Origin of the sequence: Actinomadura sp. GC306, assembly GCF_004348665.1 — a bacterium.
In the GTDB taxonomy this organism is placed as follows: Bacteria; Actinomycetota; Actinomycetes; order Streptosporangiales; family Streptosporangiaceae; genus Spirillospora.
Genome location: NZ_SMKM01000015.1, coordinates 18,636 through 34,420, shown reverse-complemented (window position 1 = coordinate 34,420; position 15,785 = coordinate 18,636). Strand labels below are relative to the sequence as shown.

Here is a 15,785-nt window from a genome sequence, read left to right as displayed (position 1 = left end):
GGCTGAAGAGAGGACGAGCAACCGAGCACGGGAGAGTAGGAACGATGTACACCATCACTGGAGTCACCGGACACGTCGGATCGGTCACCGCACAGGAACTGCTCGATCAGGGCGCGCCGGTACGGGCCGTGGTCCGGGACGAGGCCAAGGCGCCTGCCTGGGAGCGGCGGGGAGCGCAGGTGGTGGTCGCCGACTTCGGCGACCGAGCCGCCCTGGCCGCGGCGCTTCGGGGCAGTGCCGGGGCGTTCGTCATGCTGCCCACCGTCCCGGCCGCCGGTGACGCCGAGCACCGGGGGCTGGCCGATTCGATCGCCGGCGCGGTCGGCGACAGCGGTGTCGGCCATGCGGTCATGCTGTCCTCGATCGGCGCCGACCTGGCCGAGGGCACCGGGCCGGTCCGCTGGCTGCACCATCTCGAGGACCGGCTGCGCCGGACCGGCGTGCGGCTGACCGCGCTCCGTCCCCCGCACTTCCAGGAGAAGGTCGAGACCGTCCTCCCCGCCGCGCTGGACGGCGGGATCTACCCCGTCTTCGGTGAGGACGCCGACGTCCGCACCCCGATGATCGCCACCCGCGACATCGGGAAGGCCGCCGCCGCAGCGCTGCTGGCGCCGCCGCCGGCCAGTGAGACCGTCGACCTGCTGCCCCCCGAGTACACCGAACGGGAGGTCGCCGAGCGGTTGGCGGCCGTGCTCGGCAAGCCGCTCCAGGTGGTCACCATCCCCCAGGCCGGCTGGATCGACGCGATGCTCCAGGCCGGGCTCCCCGCGCCGTTCGCGCACGAACTCGCGGCACTGTACGCCGCGGAACAGCACGGCCTGTTCCACCCCCGCGGAGACCGCCAGTCGGCGGTCAGCACGGAGATCGACGAGACGTTGCGCCACGTGGTCGGGGCCGCCACCGGAAGGCCCGCGGCATGACTCCGCCGACCCCCGCCCCCGGTCCGGGAGCCGGCGGCGAGTCCACGATCGTGATGACGGGCGGAACATCCGGGTTCGGGGCGATCACGGCCGAGCGGCTGACCCGCACCGGCGACACCCGCCTGATCCTGGGGGCTCGCCGGCCGGCACCGGCCGGCGAGCAAGTCCCGCTCGACCTGGCGTCACTCGACTCGGTACGCGCGTTCGCGGCATCGGTCCGGGAGCGACTCGGCGGCGCCGGCATCGACGCGCTCGTGCTCAACGCCGGCGTCATCCACCCGGACGTCACCGGACGGACCGTCGACGGCTTCGAAACGACGTTCGCCGTCAACCACCTCGCGCACTACCTGCTGCTGCGTCTGCTGGCACCCGCCCTCGCGGACCGCGCGACCGTCGTCCTGACGACCAGCGGCACGCACGATCCCGCCACCGGCGCCGGGCTCGCCACTCCTCGCCACGCCGACGCCAATCTGCTGGCACACCCGGACCGCGACGCTGACCTGGACCCCCGGCCGCGCACGGCGGGCCAGCACGCCTACACCGCGTCGAAGCTGTGCGCCGTCCTCACCGCGCGGGCACTGTCCGGACACCCCGGCACCGGGCGCCGGGGCTTCACCGTGATCGCCTACGACCCCGGCCAGGTGTTCGGCACGGGCCTGGCGGACCACCTGCCGCTGCCCATGCGGACGGCCTGGTCGCTGCTGGGCACCCGGGTGCTGGGACGGCCGTTGCGCAAGCTGAAACCCGTGCTCAACAGCCGAATCGCCGCGGGTGAAGCCCTGGCCGACCTGACCCTCGGCCGATGCACGCCGCCCCCGCACGGACACGCATACGCCGCCCTGAGACGAGGTCGGCTCACCTGGACCGCCCCCTCAACCCTCGCGCGCAGCGACGAACTGGCCCGTGCGCTGTGGGACGACAGCGCCCGGCTCGTCGGATGCTCGACGGAGGGTTGACATTGTCGCTGGGCTGGTGGAACGCGGCCTCGATGGCGCTCGTGGTGGCGGGCGTCATCGCGCTCCCGCTGATTCACTAGCGCAGCGCCGGTGTCGCGACCGCGGCGCGGCGGGCCATGGCCACCCGATGATCGTCATCGGCGCGGACTCGCCGATGCCGCCCTACGAGCAGCTCCGGGCGGGATCGTCGAGGCGGCACTGAGTCAGGCTTCAAGACCGTGAGCCGTCGCGGGCGGCGTCACGGTATGTCGTGGAGGTCGAGCCGGTACCAGTTGTCGGACGTGAGGATGTGCAGGTCGGGGCCGCGTCCGATGGCGCGCGCGTCCTCGGGGAGGCTCCGCCCGTTGGGGAGTACGAGCCGGTACTGACCCGTGCGCTGCACCTGGGAATCGGCCAGCCGCCCGGTGACCAGGCGGTTGCGGTCGGAGCCGTATCCGCCGTACAGCGCGATGCGTGAGCCGTCGGTGATGAGCGTGCTCGCCGCGGTGCCGTCACCGTGCCAGCCGGTGAGGCCCCCTTCGCGGACGCGGACGACGGGGAAATCTGAGTAGTAGCACGTCCAGGCGGTCTCGGCGTCGACGTTGAGCGCGTAGCAGTCGTGGATCACACCCCACGGGTTGTCGCCGGAAGGGAAGCGCCAGTCGGCTTCCAGGCCGGGGGAGAAGCGTGCGAGCCCGCAGGCGCCGATCGGCGCCGGACTACCGGTGAGGCCCCAGCCGAAGTTGCCGTAGACGCCCTCGTCGAAGTAGCCGACCCAGACGTGGCCGGTGCCGGTGGTGAAGACGTGCGCGATGCCGTCGCCGAGCGTCTCGGCGGCCAGCGCGGCACCGTCGGCGGAGTAGACGATCGCGTTGCGGTCGGGGCCGTCCGGGCGCCACTGGGCCCTGGTGCCCACGGCCAGGATCCGGCCGTCCGGCAGCGGCTGGACGGCCGGGAACGCGAGCGGGAAGTCCGGAATCGTCGTCGCAGCGGTCAGCTCTGGCGAGTGCACCGTCACCCGGGCGGTCACCGGGCGGGTGGCGCGGGGATTCGGGAAGACGGCCCCCCTCGTCTGCGTCTTCGCCGTTACGGCCCCCTCATCGGCGGCGGCCGTCCACAGCGCGATGACCTCGCCGCCGGGACCGACCGAGGCGCTCACCCGCGCATCTCCGCGCTGGACCGCCTCGATGCGTGCGTGGTGACGTACTCGAAGGGGCGTCCCCCGCCCCATGGGCCACCGCTTGCGCCTGATCTTCACCCCCTCACTCCACCACCGCGATCCGGATGATGCCACCAATTTCAGGCACCGCGCTCGGCGAGAGTCAAAAATCTTTGACATCGTGTCCGCGCTGCTTTACTTTGGTGCATGTCAAAGATTCTGTACATGGGAGCGGGTCGTGTCGTCCGAAGAGAAACGCGCGTGGATCTATCTCGTGGTCGGCGCCGGCGTCGCCGCGGTCTACTTCGCGGCAATCCTGTCGAAGGTGCCGGGCGCGGACGTCGCGCAGATCGCCTACGTGCGGCCGATGCTCATCGCCATCGGCGCCGCGATCGGCCTGGCCATCGTCGCGGGCATCGCGGTCGCCATCGCCTCGCCGAAGGAGGCCGGGCGGGTGGACGAGCGCGACCGGCAGATCCACCGGCTGGGCGAGTACGTCGGCTTCTACGTCATGAGCGTCGCCGCGATCGTCCCGCTCGTCCTGGCGATGACGGAGGCGGCCCACTTCTGGATCGCCAACACGCTGTACCTGGCGTTCGTCCTGGCCGCGCTCGCCTCGTCGACAGCGAAGATCGTCCTGTACCGGCGGGCCTGGTAGCCATGGTCAAACCCACGAGGGTCACGAACTCGATCAGGGCGCTGCGGTTCGCGAACGGCGAGATGACGCAGGCGGAGCTGGCCGACCGCGTCGGCGTGACCCGGCAGACCGTCATCGCCATCGAGCAGGGCCGCTACTCGCCGTCCCTGGAGGTGGCCTTCAAGATCGCCCGAGTGTTCGGCGTGCCGCTCGACGACGTCTTCGCCTACCCCGACACCGACTGACCGACCGGGAACGAGATGACGATGATCGCGATCGCACGAGACGCCTACTGCGCACCGGAGCAGCTGCAACTGCGCGAAGTGCCCGTCCCGACCATCGGCGGCGACGAAGTCCTCGTCCGCGTCGCGGCCGCCGGAGTCGACCAGGGGGCGTGGCACGTCGTCACGGGCCTGCCCTACATCGTGCGCGCCGGTTTCGGGCTGCGCCGCCCCAAGAACCCCGTCCCGGGCATGGACGTCGCCGGACACGTCGAGGCCGTCGGCGCCGACGTCACCCGCTTCCGCCCCGGCGACGAGGTCTACGGCACCTGCGACGGCGCCTACGCCGAATACGCCCGCGCCCACCAGGACGATCTCGCCCCCAAACCGACCACCCTCACCTTCGCCCAGGCCGCCACCGTTCCCATCTCCGCCTGCGCCGCCCTCCACGGCCTACGCGACGCCGGCCGCCTCACCGCCGGGCAGCGCGTCCTCATCACCGCCGGGCAGCGCGTCCTCATCACCGGCGCGGGCGGCGGCGTCGGCAGCTTCGCCGTCCAACTCGCCAAGACCTACGACGCCGAGGTCACCGGCGTATGCCGCACCGCCAAGACCGACCTGGTCCGCTCCCTGGGCGCCGACCACGTCATCGACCACACCCGCGAGGACTTCACCACCGCCACCGACCGGTACGACCTGATCCTCGACACGGCCGGCAACCGCCCCCTGAAGCGCCTGCGCCGCGCCCTGACTCCCCGCGGCACACTCGTCCTGGTCGGCGGCCCGGGAGAGGGCCGCATCCTCCAAGGCTTCGACCGCACAATCCGCGCGGTGCTGCTGTCCCCGTTGATCCGCCAACGCCTGACCGCCCTCTTCTCCACCGAGACCGCCGAAGACCTGCGGACGTTGACCGCCCTGATCGACGCAGGCGCCGTGACCCCGGCCCTCGACCGCACCTACCCCCTGGCCCAGACCCCTGCCGCTTTCCACGACCTCAAATCAGGCCGCCCCGCCGGCAAGCTGGCAATAGCCATCCCCACATAGAACCAAGGGCCTCTAGGGGACTGCTCGTGCGGGCGGATGTCAGTTGAGGTCGATCGCGTCCGGCAGCTCGCCCCAGCCGTGACTGGCGCCGATGCGGTCGAGAAGGCTCACGGCCTTGTGCAGCAGCGGATGATCGACGCCAAGGACCGTTCTGCCGTGGTCCCTCGGAGTCGCATCCGTGAACGGCTCCAGGAGCGCCTGCGCGGACGCCAGGTCCCCCGCCGCCACGCGGTGCTCCGCGAGCGTCGCCTTGGCGGTCAGGACGAGTGGGTGCTCGGCGTCGACGAAGTCGGCCGTCAGAGCGTCGGCGACCGCCGTCGTGTCCCGCTGGATGCGGGCGCACAGCAACGCTGCCCGGAGCATCGTCAGCGGCGGTGCGGCCGCCCCGGTCACGATGTCCAACTCGCCGAGGGCCGCACCGGAGTCACCGTTCGCGTGGACGGCCGCCGCCCGGCGGATGTGGACGTCCAGATGCAGCGGATCGGCGGGGTCCAGGGCGGGGAGATCGGTCAGCAAGTCGAGCGCGCGCTCCGCATCCCCCTCTCCGGCCCGGTCGAGGAGGGCGGCGGCGTGCACCATCCTGCCCTGGACGGCGCACCGGGCGGACACCCGCTCGCCGAACCACGGCGACTCCACCGGGGCCCCGGCGAGGAGCCGGACCGCTGCGTCCGGGCGACCGGCCTGCCGCGACGCCTCCGCCAGCAGCAGCACGAGCAGCGCCCGGCGAAGGCCGGAGGAGGCGAGACCGCTGTGCGGCAGGTGGTAGGCGGCCATGGCCGCCTCCCGGGCCGCCGTCGGGTGACCGGCCTCCAGGAGCGCCGTCGCGTGGAGCATGCCCTCCTGGGCGGCGAGGTCGGGGGACGGCGGCCGGTCCGCGGCGTCCAGCGTGTTGATCAGCAGCAGTGCCGTCCCGCCCGCTCCGCGCCGGGTGAGGGAGAACGCTATGGCGTGCTCGGTGACCCGCAGCCGGCGGCGGGCGGTCGCGACCTCCGTTTCGCCGGCCGTCTCGACGAGCCTGCGCCGGGTGTCGCGGGCCGCGGCCAGCAGGGCGTCCGCCTGGTCGTACCGGCCGAGGAGCGCATAGGACTCGCCGAGCCCGGTCTCGGCGCGGGCGGCGAGTGACGCGTCACCGAGCTCCTTCGCGACGGTCAGCGACAGGTCGGCGGCGGCGACCGCGCCGGTGAGATCGCCGTACGCGCGCCGGGCCAGCGCCAGCCGGGACGACGCGTCGCACAGGGCGCGCAGGTCGGTGGAGTCGCCCCCGTCCTTCCCGCCGGTGAGGTCCTGGAGCCGCTGCACCAGCAGGGCGCCCTCGTCGGCCGCGCGCCGGTGCAGCGTGCCCGCCTCCAGCAGCACGCGGACGAGGACGGCGCGGGAGTGGCACTCGCCGCGCGGATCGTTCGCCCGGCGCCGGACGGTGGCGAGACTGCGCTCGGCCCCGTCCAGGTCGCGCGTCCAGGTACCGGCGAGCCGGACCAGGTCCCGTTCGATCCAGAACGCGGTGAGCGCGTCGGCGATCCGGTCGACGGGACCGTCCGGGTCGCCGAGGCAGGTGCGGAAGACCAGGTTGGACAGCGCACGGGCGCTGTCGGCCACCTCGGCCGCGGTGGGGCGGGTCACCGACTCCAGGACACTTCGCAGCCGGGGCGCGAGATGGTCGGCGAACACCGCGACCCGCATCGCGAACGCCTCGGCGGCGACCCGGCCGAGGGGGCTGTCGGCGAACTCGGGTGCGGCGGGCGGCCGCTTCTTCTCGGTGGTGGCGATGTCTCCGATGCCGTAGCCGACCTGCTGGACGAGCCGGGCCTCGGTGCGGTGGAACCGGATGATCGGCAGTAGGGCGTCGGTAAGCGCGGCGCGGGCGTCGGCGAGCGTGGTGCAGCGGTCGGGGGCGGACTGCACGGGGTGCCGTTCCAGGTGGGCGCGCCACGCCTCGTACAGCGCGAGGGCGACGAGCACCCGGCGGCTCCGCACCTCCGAGTACACCCACACGGCGCTGCGGCGGCCGCCCCGCGACCGGCCGTCGCCATCGCCGGCCGGGACCTTGACGGCGGCTGCGATGTCCTCGGTTCGGGCGAGGTGGTAGTCCGTCTCCCGCAGCACTGTGGCGGCGGCCTGGCCGATCGCCTTGAGGCGCTCGTCCTCGGCTCTGCTCACCGGGCTCACCGCCTTCGCCGAACGATCATGGCCTGACCTTACCTACGGGATGGGTCGCCGTCGGCCACCTGTGGCCATCCATCTGAATCGTAGTTGATGCGTCTTTGATGTCGAAAATCTGCTTTACTCGACTTCAGTATTTCGGTGGCGATCAAAATGGGGTGGAGAAGATGAAGTGCGAGAAGTGCTCTCGGCCGCTCAATGACTGCCAGGCTTGCAACGGAGGACGGGCGTCCGACTTCGGCAACAAGCTGACCTGCAGCAAGTGTCACCGCGGGCAGGTCTGCAGCGACCACGGAGCGCACTGGAAGAGGTAACGGGCCGCCACGTGCCGAGCCGGCCCCGCCCCCCGAGGCGGGGCCGTTTCGCGTGCGGTGGTCAACGACCCTGATGCGTGAACCCCGCCCAGCTCAAGAGGTTGTGCAGGCGCAAACCGGACGCGGACTCCGCGTTGCCGTCGACCACTGCGCGCAGGGCGGGATCGGTGGGCCCGCCCGGGCCTTGCGCACCGTCGATCATCCAGAGCTGCGCCTCGCGGAGCGCGTCCCGGGGTGGCCGTCCCGCCGCCAGCAGCTCGTGGATCCGGACGGACAGCACGGCGGAGAAGGGGTCCGACACCGCCCACCTCGTCCCGATCACCGTGACGGCACCGAGCGTCAGGAACCCCGTCGCGAGCGTCAGCACCTCGTCGTGGTCGGCGCGGGTGAGATCGCTCGTGCAGCTCGCCAGGACGATCGTCCCACCGGGGGCGCGGGGATCACGGCCGTGCGCGTCGCGCAGCAGGTGCGAGATGCGCAGCACCTGCCCGCTGTCCCGCAGCGGTTTCAGGTACGACTCGGTGGGCTGATCCGGGAGGGCGACCGCGTGACAGCCGGAGTGCAGCAGTGATGCGCCCGGCCGGTCCGGCCCGGGAAAGTGCCGCCGGAGCTGGCCCGGGGTGCCGAGCCCGCTCTTGCCCGGCGCGTCACGGCCGTAGACCACGGCGTCCGGGTAGAACCGGTCGCGGAGTTCGGCGCACTCGAACCAGCCCATGGGCAGGTCTCTCAGCTCCGGACTGATGATCACCGGCTCCTCCGCGAGGGGCCGGGCCGGGCGTCCCGCGACGTCCATCAGCTGGCGGCCGGTCGCGGCGTAGGAGATCACCAGGTCGTGCAGCGCGTAGCGGGGGGCGCCGCCAGCGCGCGGCACCCGCCGGGCGGCGTGCCACGGCACCATGCCGAGCCGTCCCGTGGGGACGAGGACGACGCGGGGTTCTGCCCCGGCGGGGCGCAGTCTCCGCACGGCCGGGACGACCTCGCGCATGACCGCGAACCAGGCCCAGTCGCACAATTGCCCGAGGGACCGTTCGACCCGCTGGACGGCGGCGCGCACCGCCTCCTTGCACGCCTCGGCGTCCTCGTCGTCCGCATTGTCCTCGCCGGGCGTTCCGAGCAGGTCGAGGTAGGCCCGCTGTTCGTCCGCGTACTGGTCGAGCACCCGCATGGGGCCGGCGGTGAAGTTGGGCGTGGGTATCCATTCGATCGCGCCTTCGGCCGTGAGCATCACGACTGCGCCCGGCCGCCCCTCCACCGGCGGGACGAGGTAGACGAGCGCGTCCGCGCCGGTCTCGGTGAGCGCCCCCGCCAACTCGGTGCGGGCCGGTGGCGTGAACAGTGGTGCCGCCTCGGGCGTCGCCGCCAGCGCGTCGATCACCCGGTTCCGCAGGTCGTCGTGAAACCCCAGCTCGGCCAGGGGACCGGTCATGAGCAGGTCACCGGTCGGCTGGAAGTCCTGCAACGGCGCAGTGTGCGCGTGCGGCGACGCGCGCCACTGTTCGGCGAGGTCCTCCCGGTCTGTCCGCTCCAGCAGTTCCGTGATGCCGGTAACGGACGTCGCCGCGTGCAGGACGAGGCCGCGGGTGTGCTCAAGGAAGCTGACGAGGCCCTCCGGGTCGTCGTCGTCCACGAACCAGCGGGCGTACGTCTCCTGCAGCGATCCGATCTGTCGAACGCTCTGCAGCACGTCATCGGACTTCGGCTGAAGGAGTACGAGCCGGCCGACATGGTGCAAGGCGGCCAGGACGAGGTCGCGCGCTTTGGCGCGGTCGCCCAGATCGCGGCTGGCCATAGCGCTGTTGAGCCTCATGCCGACTTGCGAGATCGCAGGGAGGCCCGGTTGCTCGATGAGCCACTGGAACCGTCGAAGGGCGTCGCGCAACCATTCGGCGTCCCGACTGATGTGCCATCCCATGTAGGCGACTGCGGCTCCGCCGGCTTGGAGGACCAATTGAGCAAGGTCCTCATCGGACGCTCCGCTCGGGAGCTCGGGGATGTGCTCCATGGCGCGGAAGACGAGGGAAAGGTCATGCTGATCCCTGCCCAGCTGGGCCAGCCTGGTGGCGTACCACGCCCGCTGGTTCCGCCGCATCGCTTCGTATGCGCCGGGCTGCGGCTCTTCCAGGAGGTGCTCGGAGAGTTCGGAGAGCTCCGAGAGCATGGCGGGGATGTCGCTCGTCGCGCCGGAATGTGTGATCACGTCGTGGGCCCAGCTCGCCAGCTGCCGGTAGTCGCCGATCCGTTTCCGGATCAGGCTGTCGGCTGGCAGGCTCCGCAGGAGGGCATCGGCCTTCTCCAGACGGTCCCGCATGAACGGTTCCCGCTTCCCGCTGGCGGCTTCGGCCAGCATCTCGCTGATCGCATTGACGGCCATCAGCGCGATTCGGTTCTCGTCGGCGTAGACGTCCGACCGCGCGGCCAGCGTCGGCAGCTCCCTGTTGAGCAGTTTCATCTTCTCCATGTGGTCCATGCGGCCCGAACGGCCGGCGCGCCCCTGGTACAGAGGCGCGAGGACTTGCAGGATTTTGAGCCGATTCCCATCCCCTGCGAGGTAATCCGCGTGAAGCAGCTCGAATTCCCTGATGGCCTCGTCGAGCAGCAACGTATTCTGCGAGTTGCTGGCCTTGGCAGCGAGGACCGAAGCGAAGACATGGCGAAGGTCCAGGTTGCCGGGCTCCTGGCGCAGCAGTCGGCGCAGCAGGTACTCGGCGCGTTGCGTGCTCTTCGGGCCGTGGACATTCGTCGCGAGGGTCGCGTATCCGCCCGCCAGGAGAAGTACGGTGGATTCCTCTTCCGGGGCGTCGAGGTCAACCAATTCGTACGCTGCGTCGAGGAGCCGCTCGGCCGCCGCGAGGTCGCCGTGGTCGTCGCGCAGGTCGCCGCGATGGGCGAGCATCGTGCCGTGGAACACCCGGAACTCGCCACGGGCCGGGTCGTCGTTCTCGCGGCGCATCTCCTCGTCGAACTCCGGGCCGATCTCCTGGCAGACCTCGACGATCACGTCGAGCAGGTCCCGGGAAACTTCGTCCCTGATCAGGTCCGCCCAGATACCGCCCATCACCGCGAACAGGCAAAGGCCGGGGCCGAGCCGGTCAGGCCCGGGGGCGAGCATGCGCCATGCGGTGGACGCGTGGTCCACCAACTCCTGGATTTCGGCGAGCGAGTTGAATTCCGCCGGGGCGAGTTGCGACAGGGCGTCGGCGATGCATGCGTGGACCGGCCCGTTCCAGTCCGGGACGGCGTCGTCGAGAAGTGCGGCCCGGTACCGCGTGACCGCCTCCGTCAGGTCGTCCTCGTGGTCGGCCGCGTCCGGGTCCGCGAACGTCCGAGCCATCGCGAGGTCGCCGAGTTCGCGGTTCGCGCGGGCGGCGGGCTCCCGTGGCAGCTCTGGCAGGACGCCGGTCAGCAGGCCGCGGGCGGTTTCATCGTCGCCGGGCTCGCCCGCCTCAAGGAAGCGTCTGCGGACCAGCGCCGTGCCGTGCCGGAAACGGATCCAGTCGGACGGCTCGCCCTCGACTCTCCGGTACCACTCGATCGCGCGCGTGAGGGCGGCGACCTCCGCATCCTGCTCTTCGGCGCAGAGGTAGGCATCGAAGTGCAGGTCCGCGACGTACTCCGCGACGGAGATGCGAGTGTCGTCCCCGGCCGGGAGTTCGTGCCACACCGGGACGAGGCAGCCGATCGCTTCCTCCCGTTCGTCGGGCAGGTCCTCGTCGTGCTCCTCCACGCGGTAGGCGAGGGCGACGCCCAGCATGTACAGGACGGACAAAGTGGGTTCAGGGGTGCGGGCCCGTGCCGTACGCAGATGCGCCACGCTGCGGTCGAGGGCGTCCCGCCGTTCCGCCGAACCCTCCGGCAGGGCTTCCGCCCGGAGGAGCTGGGTGGTGCCGAGGTCCTGCACGACCTCCTCGTGGAGGGGATCGTCCCGGGCGGCGGCCGTCAGATGGTCGATCGCGCGGTCCAGGTCGTCGGTGCCGGTGCCGGTGCCGTCCCCGGCGTTCCAGCGGGCGCGGAGGGCCTCGGCGGCGATGCACCGCAGCTCAGTGCGCCCGCCCTCGTAGGACCCGCCCAACGCCTCCTCGGCGTAGCCGATGATCTCGTCAAGATCGTCGGACGTCCCCGCGCCGCGGTTCCGGTCGGCCAGCCGGAACGCGAGCTCCCGCGCGGCGGTGCGGGCGGTGTCGCTGCCCGCCGGCGCGGCGGCATGGCGGGCGCGCAGCTCCAGCAGGACGGACTCGAACTCGAATCCGTACAGGGAATCGTCGGTGGAGGTCATCACGCTCCCGGGGTGAGGGTGACCGGCAGCGGCGGCTGCGGGTCCGGCCAGGTCAGCGGGCGGGAGTCGGAGGTGTGGCCGTCGAGATAGGCGCTCAGGGCCCGGCCGAGGTCACGTTCGGCCGCGGTGGATTCGGGTGGCGTCCAGCCGAGCGCGGTGTACATCCGGTCCCGGTGCAGGGCGACGGACACCTCCACCAGATCGCAGTACACCTCGACGGCGTCCCGCAGCCCCGAATGCGCGATCCGGACGAAGAGCAGCACGGCGAGCACCCACACCGCCCGCCAGCCACCGGGGAACAGCGGCGTCCACAGCAGCGCGGCGGACGTCCAGACAAGGATCTGCACACGTACGGTGACCCGCCGCGCCTCGTCCTCCAGGCGGCGGCGGGGTTCGGCGGGCAGCACGGCCAGGAACAACTCCCAGCACAGCGGGAGGTCGAGTCCGTGCCGGTGCTCGACCCGTTCGGTCAGCGCGGCGAGGAGGCAGCCGACCCGCGTGGGGGCGAGCAGCGCGTCGGCGCGCGGGTAGCGGCGGAGTTCGGCACTGGCCGCGCTGGAACGGCGTTCCTCTTGGACCTCCCGGCTGCGCCGCCGCTCCGCCCGCACCAGCCGCCGCCGGCGGGCCAGCCGCTTACCGACCACCGGCAGCCGCTCCAGTAGGCCCGGGTCCGGAGTGGGCGTCGGGGGCTGCCGCGCGACCGCGGGCGGGGTGACGCGCGAGATCCGGCGCCGGCGGGCCAGTGCGCGGTGCAGCAGCCACCGCGAGACCGGGCCGCCGCGATGGTCGCTGGTGAACAGCTCCAGGACGCGGGGCGCGGACGCCGCGACCACCAGTGCCGATCCCAGGACCGCCGCCGTGGCGAGCAGCCCCGTCAGGACCAGGCCCGTCGTGCCGTACCGTTCGGCGCGGCACCACACAACCAGCAGGCCGTCGTTGCGCGCCGGGCAGCCGCGTGACCGGTCCGGGCCGGTGACGAGAACCAGGTAGGCGCCGAGCGTCCAGAACACGACCGCGGAGGCCGCGACCTGCCCGCTCCACCGCCGCGTCCACGGGATCGCCAGCGTCTCCAGCAGCTTGTTCACTGCGGCGGATCTTGTGCTCGGCCCAGTTCGAGCGGCACGTCCGGGCAGTTCGGGCAGACGCCGTCGCCCTGCGGCAGGTCGGAGATCGCGCGCTCGACCGGCCCGCAGTTCCGGCACTCCCACCAGCGGCCCCGCCAGTGCCCGCCGCCCGGCACCGCCCTCGCGTCACCCGATCGGAACTCGGCCATCAGTCATTCCTCCGAATCACGGCGAGGACGGTGTGGACGGCGGGGACGAGCACGACTGCCCACCACCAGGTGGCATCGCCGAGGTCGCCGAGCCCCGCCGCGAGATCGGAAAGCGTGGGGCTTTCCAGGTCGGGCACGTGCTCCCGGATTTCGGCGGGGACCCACAGCGCGCTCAGTCCCACGAGGACGGTGATCGCGACGGCGATCTGGATCGGCCCGGTCGCGTCGCGGCGTCGGCGCAGCAACAGCCCGACGACCAGCGCCCCCAGTGCCAGGTACGGGAGGTAGGCGATCGCGGACCGCGCGGCGTAGCGGCCGACGGCGGAGCTGTCGACCGGGTCGCCGGCGTTGCCGGAGAACGGGAAGCCCGCCGCGAACACGTCGCCGAGCACCACTGTCGACCACAGCAGCATGTTCAGCGCGATCAGCATCACGACGACGCCGCCCCGGCTGCGCACCTGTGCGCGCAGCCTCTCCCGTGCGGCGCTCGGCCGGTCGCCGAGGCCGGCCTTCTCGCCGGCCAGCATCGAGGCGGCGACCGTGGCCAGGAAGAGTGCGGCGACCGGCGCGATCAGGCACCCGGCCAGGCCGGTCCAGTTGCCCATCACGTGGGCCAGCGCGTCCGGCGCCCATGTGCGTTCGTCGAGCATGGGGAGGGGATCGAGCAGCCAGCCGAGCAGGAACGCCAGGCCCGTGAACGTGAACACTGCGCTCGCCGCGCGGCGGGGCAGCATGCCGGCCAGGATCGCGGCGAGCAGGAGGACTGGCAGCAGCGTCGTCACCCGCGTCAGCGCGGCGGTTCCCAGCTGCTCGGACGTGTCGGCCGCCAACTCGGTGGGGAACGGGTTGATCTTTCCCGTGACCAGGCGCACGAACACCGCCCCGGACCAGGCCGCCATCAGCAGGACCAGGAGTGTGACGAGTGCGGCGCGCAACCGGTACGGGCCGACCTTGCGGAGCCGGTCGGCCCCGTTCGGCCCCGTCGTCAGCGTCATCGTGGGGCCGAGCACGGCGACGGCCGTGATCGCCGCCCGGTCGTTCACGGACTGTCCGGCGCGGGCCGCCCGCGCGGACAGCTCGGCCCACTGCTGAGGGCCCGGAAGCCCGCGGGGGCCAGCGGCCTTGGCCCGGAGCCAGAGGGTGTCTCCGAGGACGTCCCGGGCGGACAGCAGTCCCAGTGTCAGGCCCACGGTGGTGCCGTAGAGGGTCCGCTCGGCGGCCTCCACGCGCGCTCCGCTTCCGATGAGCGGGTTCTGGCTCCGCGCGGTCTCGGCGACGATCTTCCGTGCCTCGGTGATGATGCCCGGTGCGGCGTCCGCGACGTCCAGCAGCCGCATGCACTGGCAGCCGCATCCCCGCTCGCCCTCGGCCGGGTCGGGATGCGGGCAGCACCGGCGGTGCGCGCAGCGGAACCGCGCCGCGTGCGGTAACAGGGCCTTCCCCTGGCTGCCGAGCAGCAGTGCCAGCACCCGGGGACCGGCGTCGGCGTCGTCGCAGAGCCGACTGAGCCCGTCGACGTCGACCGGATGCCCGTAACACGCGGGACGGGCGTCCGGGGCGTGCACGGCGCCGAACTGGAGGACCAGCTCCGGGCCGAGGCCGGTGCGGTCCCGGCGCAGCAGCTCGACGTCGAAGTCACCGGCGAGGTCGTGCTTCTCCAGCCAGTCGGCGAGGCGGCCGCCCTCGCTCTGCATCCACTGCGCGCCCTCCGCCGATTTTTCGAGCAGCGCCTCCGCGAGCGTGCCGGGGGAGCGGTGGGTCGTGGTGTGGAACTGCATCGGCGTCGGTGCCCGCTTCCCCGGCGCGGCCGGGCGAATCACGTCAGGGCGGTCCCCCGCGAGCCACCGCCGGACCTCGGTGGCCCGCCACCTGTCGTCCGGGTGGCGGGTGAACAGCCCGGCCAGCAGCAGCCGCCACGTGTCGTCGGGGACGGCGGAGAGGTCGGGTTCGGCGGTGGCGAGGGACTGCAGTACGGTCCGCTTCTGCTCGTCGACGCGGAAGTACGGCGACCCGGTGACCATCTCGTACCCGATGTGCCCGAGCGACCAGAACGGCGAAGCCGGGTGGAACGTCCCGGCGAGGGCCTCGGGGGCGAGGTAGGCGCGCGCCGCCAGGATCTCGCCGTTCGCCGCGATCGCCGCCGTGGCGGTGTCGCGGGCGGTGCCGCCGAAGTCGCACAGGACGAGTTCGTCCGGCGCGCCGCCGGCCCCCCGGCGCAGCGCGAAGTTGTCCGGCTTGACGTCGGTCGGGATGAGGCCGCCCTTCTCGTACCAGAAGTCGAGCAGCTCGGCGATCTCGCTGAGGAGCGCTCGTGCGCGGTCGAGGGGCAGCCCGGCCGGCTCGGCGCGTTCGTCCCGGATGACGTGCGCCAGAGAGGTCGGGAGGTACTCCATGACGATCCACTCGTGGACGCCCCGCTCGGTCGTCTCCCGGCCGACCGCGTCGATCCGCGGGGCGTACCTGCGGAACTCCGGCCGCCGCAGCACGTCCAGGACCCGGTGGTCGATCGACTTGCCGATCCAGTAGACCTTGACCGCGACGGACGTGCCGTCAGCGCGCCGCCTGGCGTGCCACACGATGCTCTCGAAACCGTCCCCGACCACCTCCACCGGCTCGTACTCGCCGCGCAGCCCGTCCGGGAACGGCGCGGACCGGGAGGCGGACGCGGAGGAGTCCGTGCCCTGCACGGGCCGCTGGCTGATGGTGGGCGGCGCTTCGGGTTCGGACGGCAGGGCCGGCGGCCGCTGGACGATCGTCTCCGGCGCCGGAGGGCTCTCGACGGCGTCGATTCCCTCGTGGTCGTACGGGCGGTCGCCGGAGTCGGGACCGGATTGGGGGATCGTGGTCAT

11 protein-coding genes are annotated in these 15,785 nt (G+C 72.3%); 5 read left to right on the top strand and 6 right to left on the bottom strand.

All coding sequences use genetic code 11. From position 1 onward, the window contains the following. The first annotated feature begins 44 nt into the window (after positions 1–44). Entirely contained in the window at positions 45–920 is an 876-nt protein-coding gene (locus E1200_RS04165) for an NAD(P)H-binding protein (RefSeq protein ID WP_131950439.1), read from the top strand. Next, a complete protein-coding gene (locus tag E1200_RS04160) occupies positions 917–1,876 on the top strand; it encodes an SDR family NAD(P)-dependent oxidoreductase (RefSeq protein WP_207933165.1) in 960 nt (319 codons plus the stop codon). Before E1200_RS04165 ends, E1200_RS04160 begins: the two co-directional genes overlap by 4 nt. A gap of 238 nt (positions 1,877–2,114) precedes the next feature. Here E1200_RS04160 and E1200_RS04155 read toward each other — a convergent pair whose 3' ends face one another. Then, positions 2,115–3,014 carry a hypothetical protein gene (locus tag E1200_RS04155; protein WP_131950438.1) on the bottom strand — a complete coding sequence of 300 codons (900 nt, stop codon included), beginning with the start codon at positions 3,012–3,014 and terminating at the stop codon, positions 2,115–2,117. A gap of 238 nt (positions 3,015–3,252) precedes the next feature. On the opposite strand from E1200_RS04155, the gene E1200_RS04150 reads away from it, so the two are divergent. The 3 genes from E1200_RS04150 to E1200_RS04140 are packed head-to-tail and all read left to right on the top strand — an operon-like array spanning position 3,253 to position 4,916. Continuing rightward, a complete protein-coding gene (locus E1200_RS04150) occupies positions 3,253–3,672 on the top strand; it encodes a hypothetical protein (RefSeq protein WP_131950437.1) in 420 nt (139 codons plus the stop codon). Positions 3,673–3,674: 2 nt separating this feature from the next. Then, positions 3,675–3,896 carry a helix-turn-helix transcriptional regulator gene (locus E1200_RS04145; protein ID WP_131950436.1) on the top strand — a complete coding sequence of 74 codons (222 nt, stop codon included), beginning with the start codon at positions 3,675–3,677 and terminating at the stop codon, positions 3,894–3,896. Between the two features lie 21 nt (positions 3,897–3,917). Next, a complete protein-coding gene (locus tag E1200_RS04140; RefSeq protein ID WP_131950435.1) occupies positions 3,918–4,916 on the top strand; it encodes an NAD(P)-dependent alcohol dehydrogenase in 999 nt (332 codons plus the stop codon). 39 nt (positions 4,917–4,955) lie between these two features. Here the strand turns inward: E1200_RS04140 and E1200_RS04135 are convergent, their stop codons facing one another. The 5 genes from E1200_RS04135 to E1200_RS04115 all read right to left on the bottom strand — a co-directional run bounded on the left by E1200_RS04135 (position 4,956) and on the right by E1200_RS04115 (position 15,785). Continuing rightward, the gene (locus E1200_RS04135; protein WP_131950434.1) at positions 4,956–7,073 is read right to left on the bottom strand and encodes a hypothetical protein; all 2,118 of its coding nucleotides are present in this window, start codon (positions 7,071–7,073) and stop codon (positions 4,956–4,958) included. 378 nt (positions 7,074–7,451) lie between these two features. After that, positions 7,452–11,663, bottom strand: coding sequence for a CHAT domain-containing protein (locus tag E1200_RS04130; RefSeq protein WP_131950433.1), 4,212 nt, complete (start codon positions 11,661–11,663; stop codon positions 7,452–7,454). Then, complete coding sequence (locus E1200_RS04125; RefSeq protein WP_131950432.1) at positions 11,663–12,748, bottom strand: hypothetical protein; 1,086 nt, start codon at positions 12,746–12,748, stop codon at positions 11,663–11,665. Before E1200_RS04125 ends, E1200_RS04130 begins: the two co-directional genes overlap by 1 nt. Next, positions 12,745–12,936, bottom strand: a complete 192-nt coding sequence (locus tag E1200_RS04120) for a hypothetical protein (RefSeq protein WP_131950431.1) — start codon at positions 12,934–12,936, stop codon at positions 12,745–12,747. The genes E1200_RS04125 and E1200_RS04120 overlap by 4 nt, the downstream gene beginning before the upstream one ends. Beyond that, positions 12,936–15,785: a hypothetical protein gene (locus tag E1200_RS04115; RefSeq protein WP_131950430.1), complete on the bottom strand. Its 2,850-nt coding sequence runs from the start codon at positions 15,783–15,785 to the stop codon at positions 12,936–12,938. The genes E1200_RS04120 and E1200_RS04115 overlap by 1 nt, the downstream gene beginning before the upstream one ends.

What these genes read in the sequence shown, in the direction of transcription:
- E1200_RS04140 (WP_131950435.1), top strand. Translation starts at nt 3,918, where the DNA reads ATGATCGCGATCGCACGAGACGCCTACTGCGCACCGGAGCAGCTGCAA.
- E1200_RS04160 (WP_207933165.1), top strand. Translation starts at nt 917, where the DNA reads ATGACTCCGCCGACCCCCGCCCCCGGTCCGGGAGCCGGCGGCGAGTCC.
- E1200_RS04130 (WP_131950433.1), bottom strand. Translation starts at nt 11,663, where the DNA reads ATGACCTCCACCGACGATTCCCTGTACGGATTCGAGTTCGAGTCCGTC.
- E1200_RS04120 (WP_131950431.1), bottom strand. Translation starts at nt 12,936, where the DNA reads ATGGCCGAGTTCCGATCGGGTGACGCGAGGGCGGTGCCGGGCGGCGGG.
- E1200_RS04145 (WP_131950436.1), top strand. Translation starts at nt 3,675, where the DNA reads ATGGTCAAACCCACGAGGGTCACGAACTCGATCAGGGCGCTGCGGTTC.
- E1200_RS04165 (WP_131950439.1), top strand. Translation starts at nt 45, where the DNA reads ATGTACACCATCACTGGAGTCACCGGACACGTCGGATCGGTCACCGCA.
- E1200_RS04115 (WP_131950430.1), bottom strand. Translation starts at nt 15,785, where the DNA reads ATGACCACGATCCCCCAATCCGGTCCCGACTCCGGCGACCGCCCGTAC.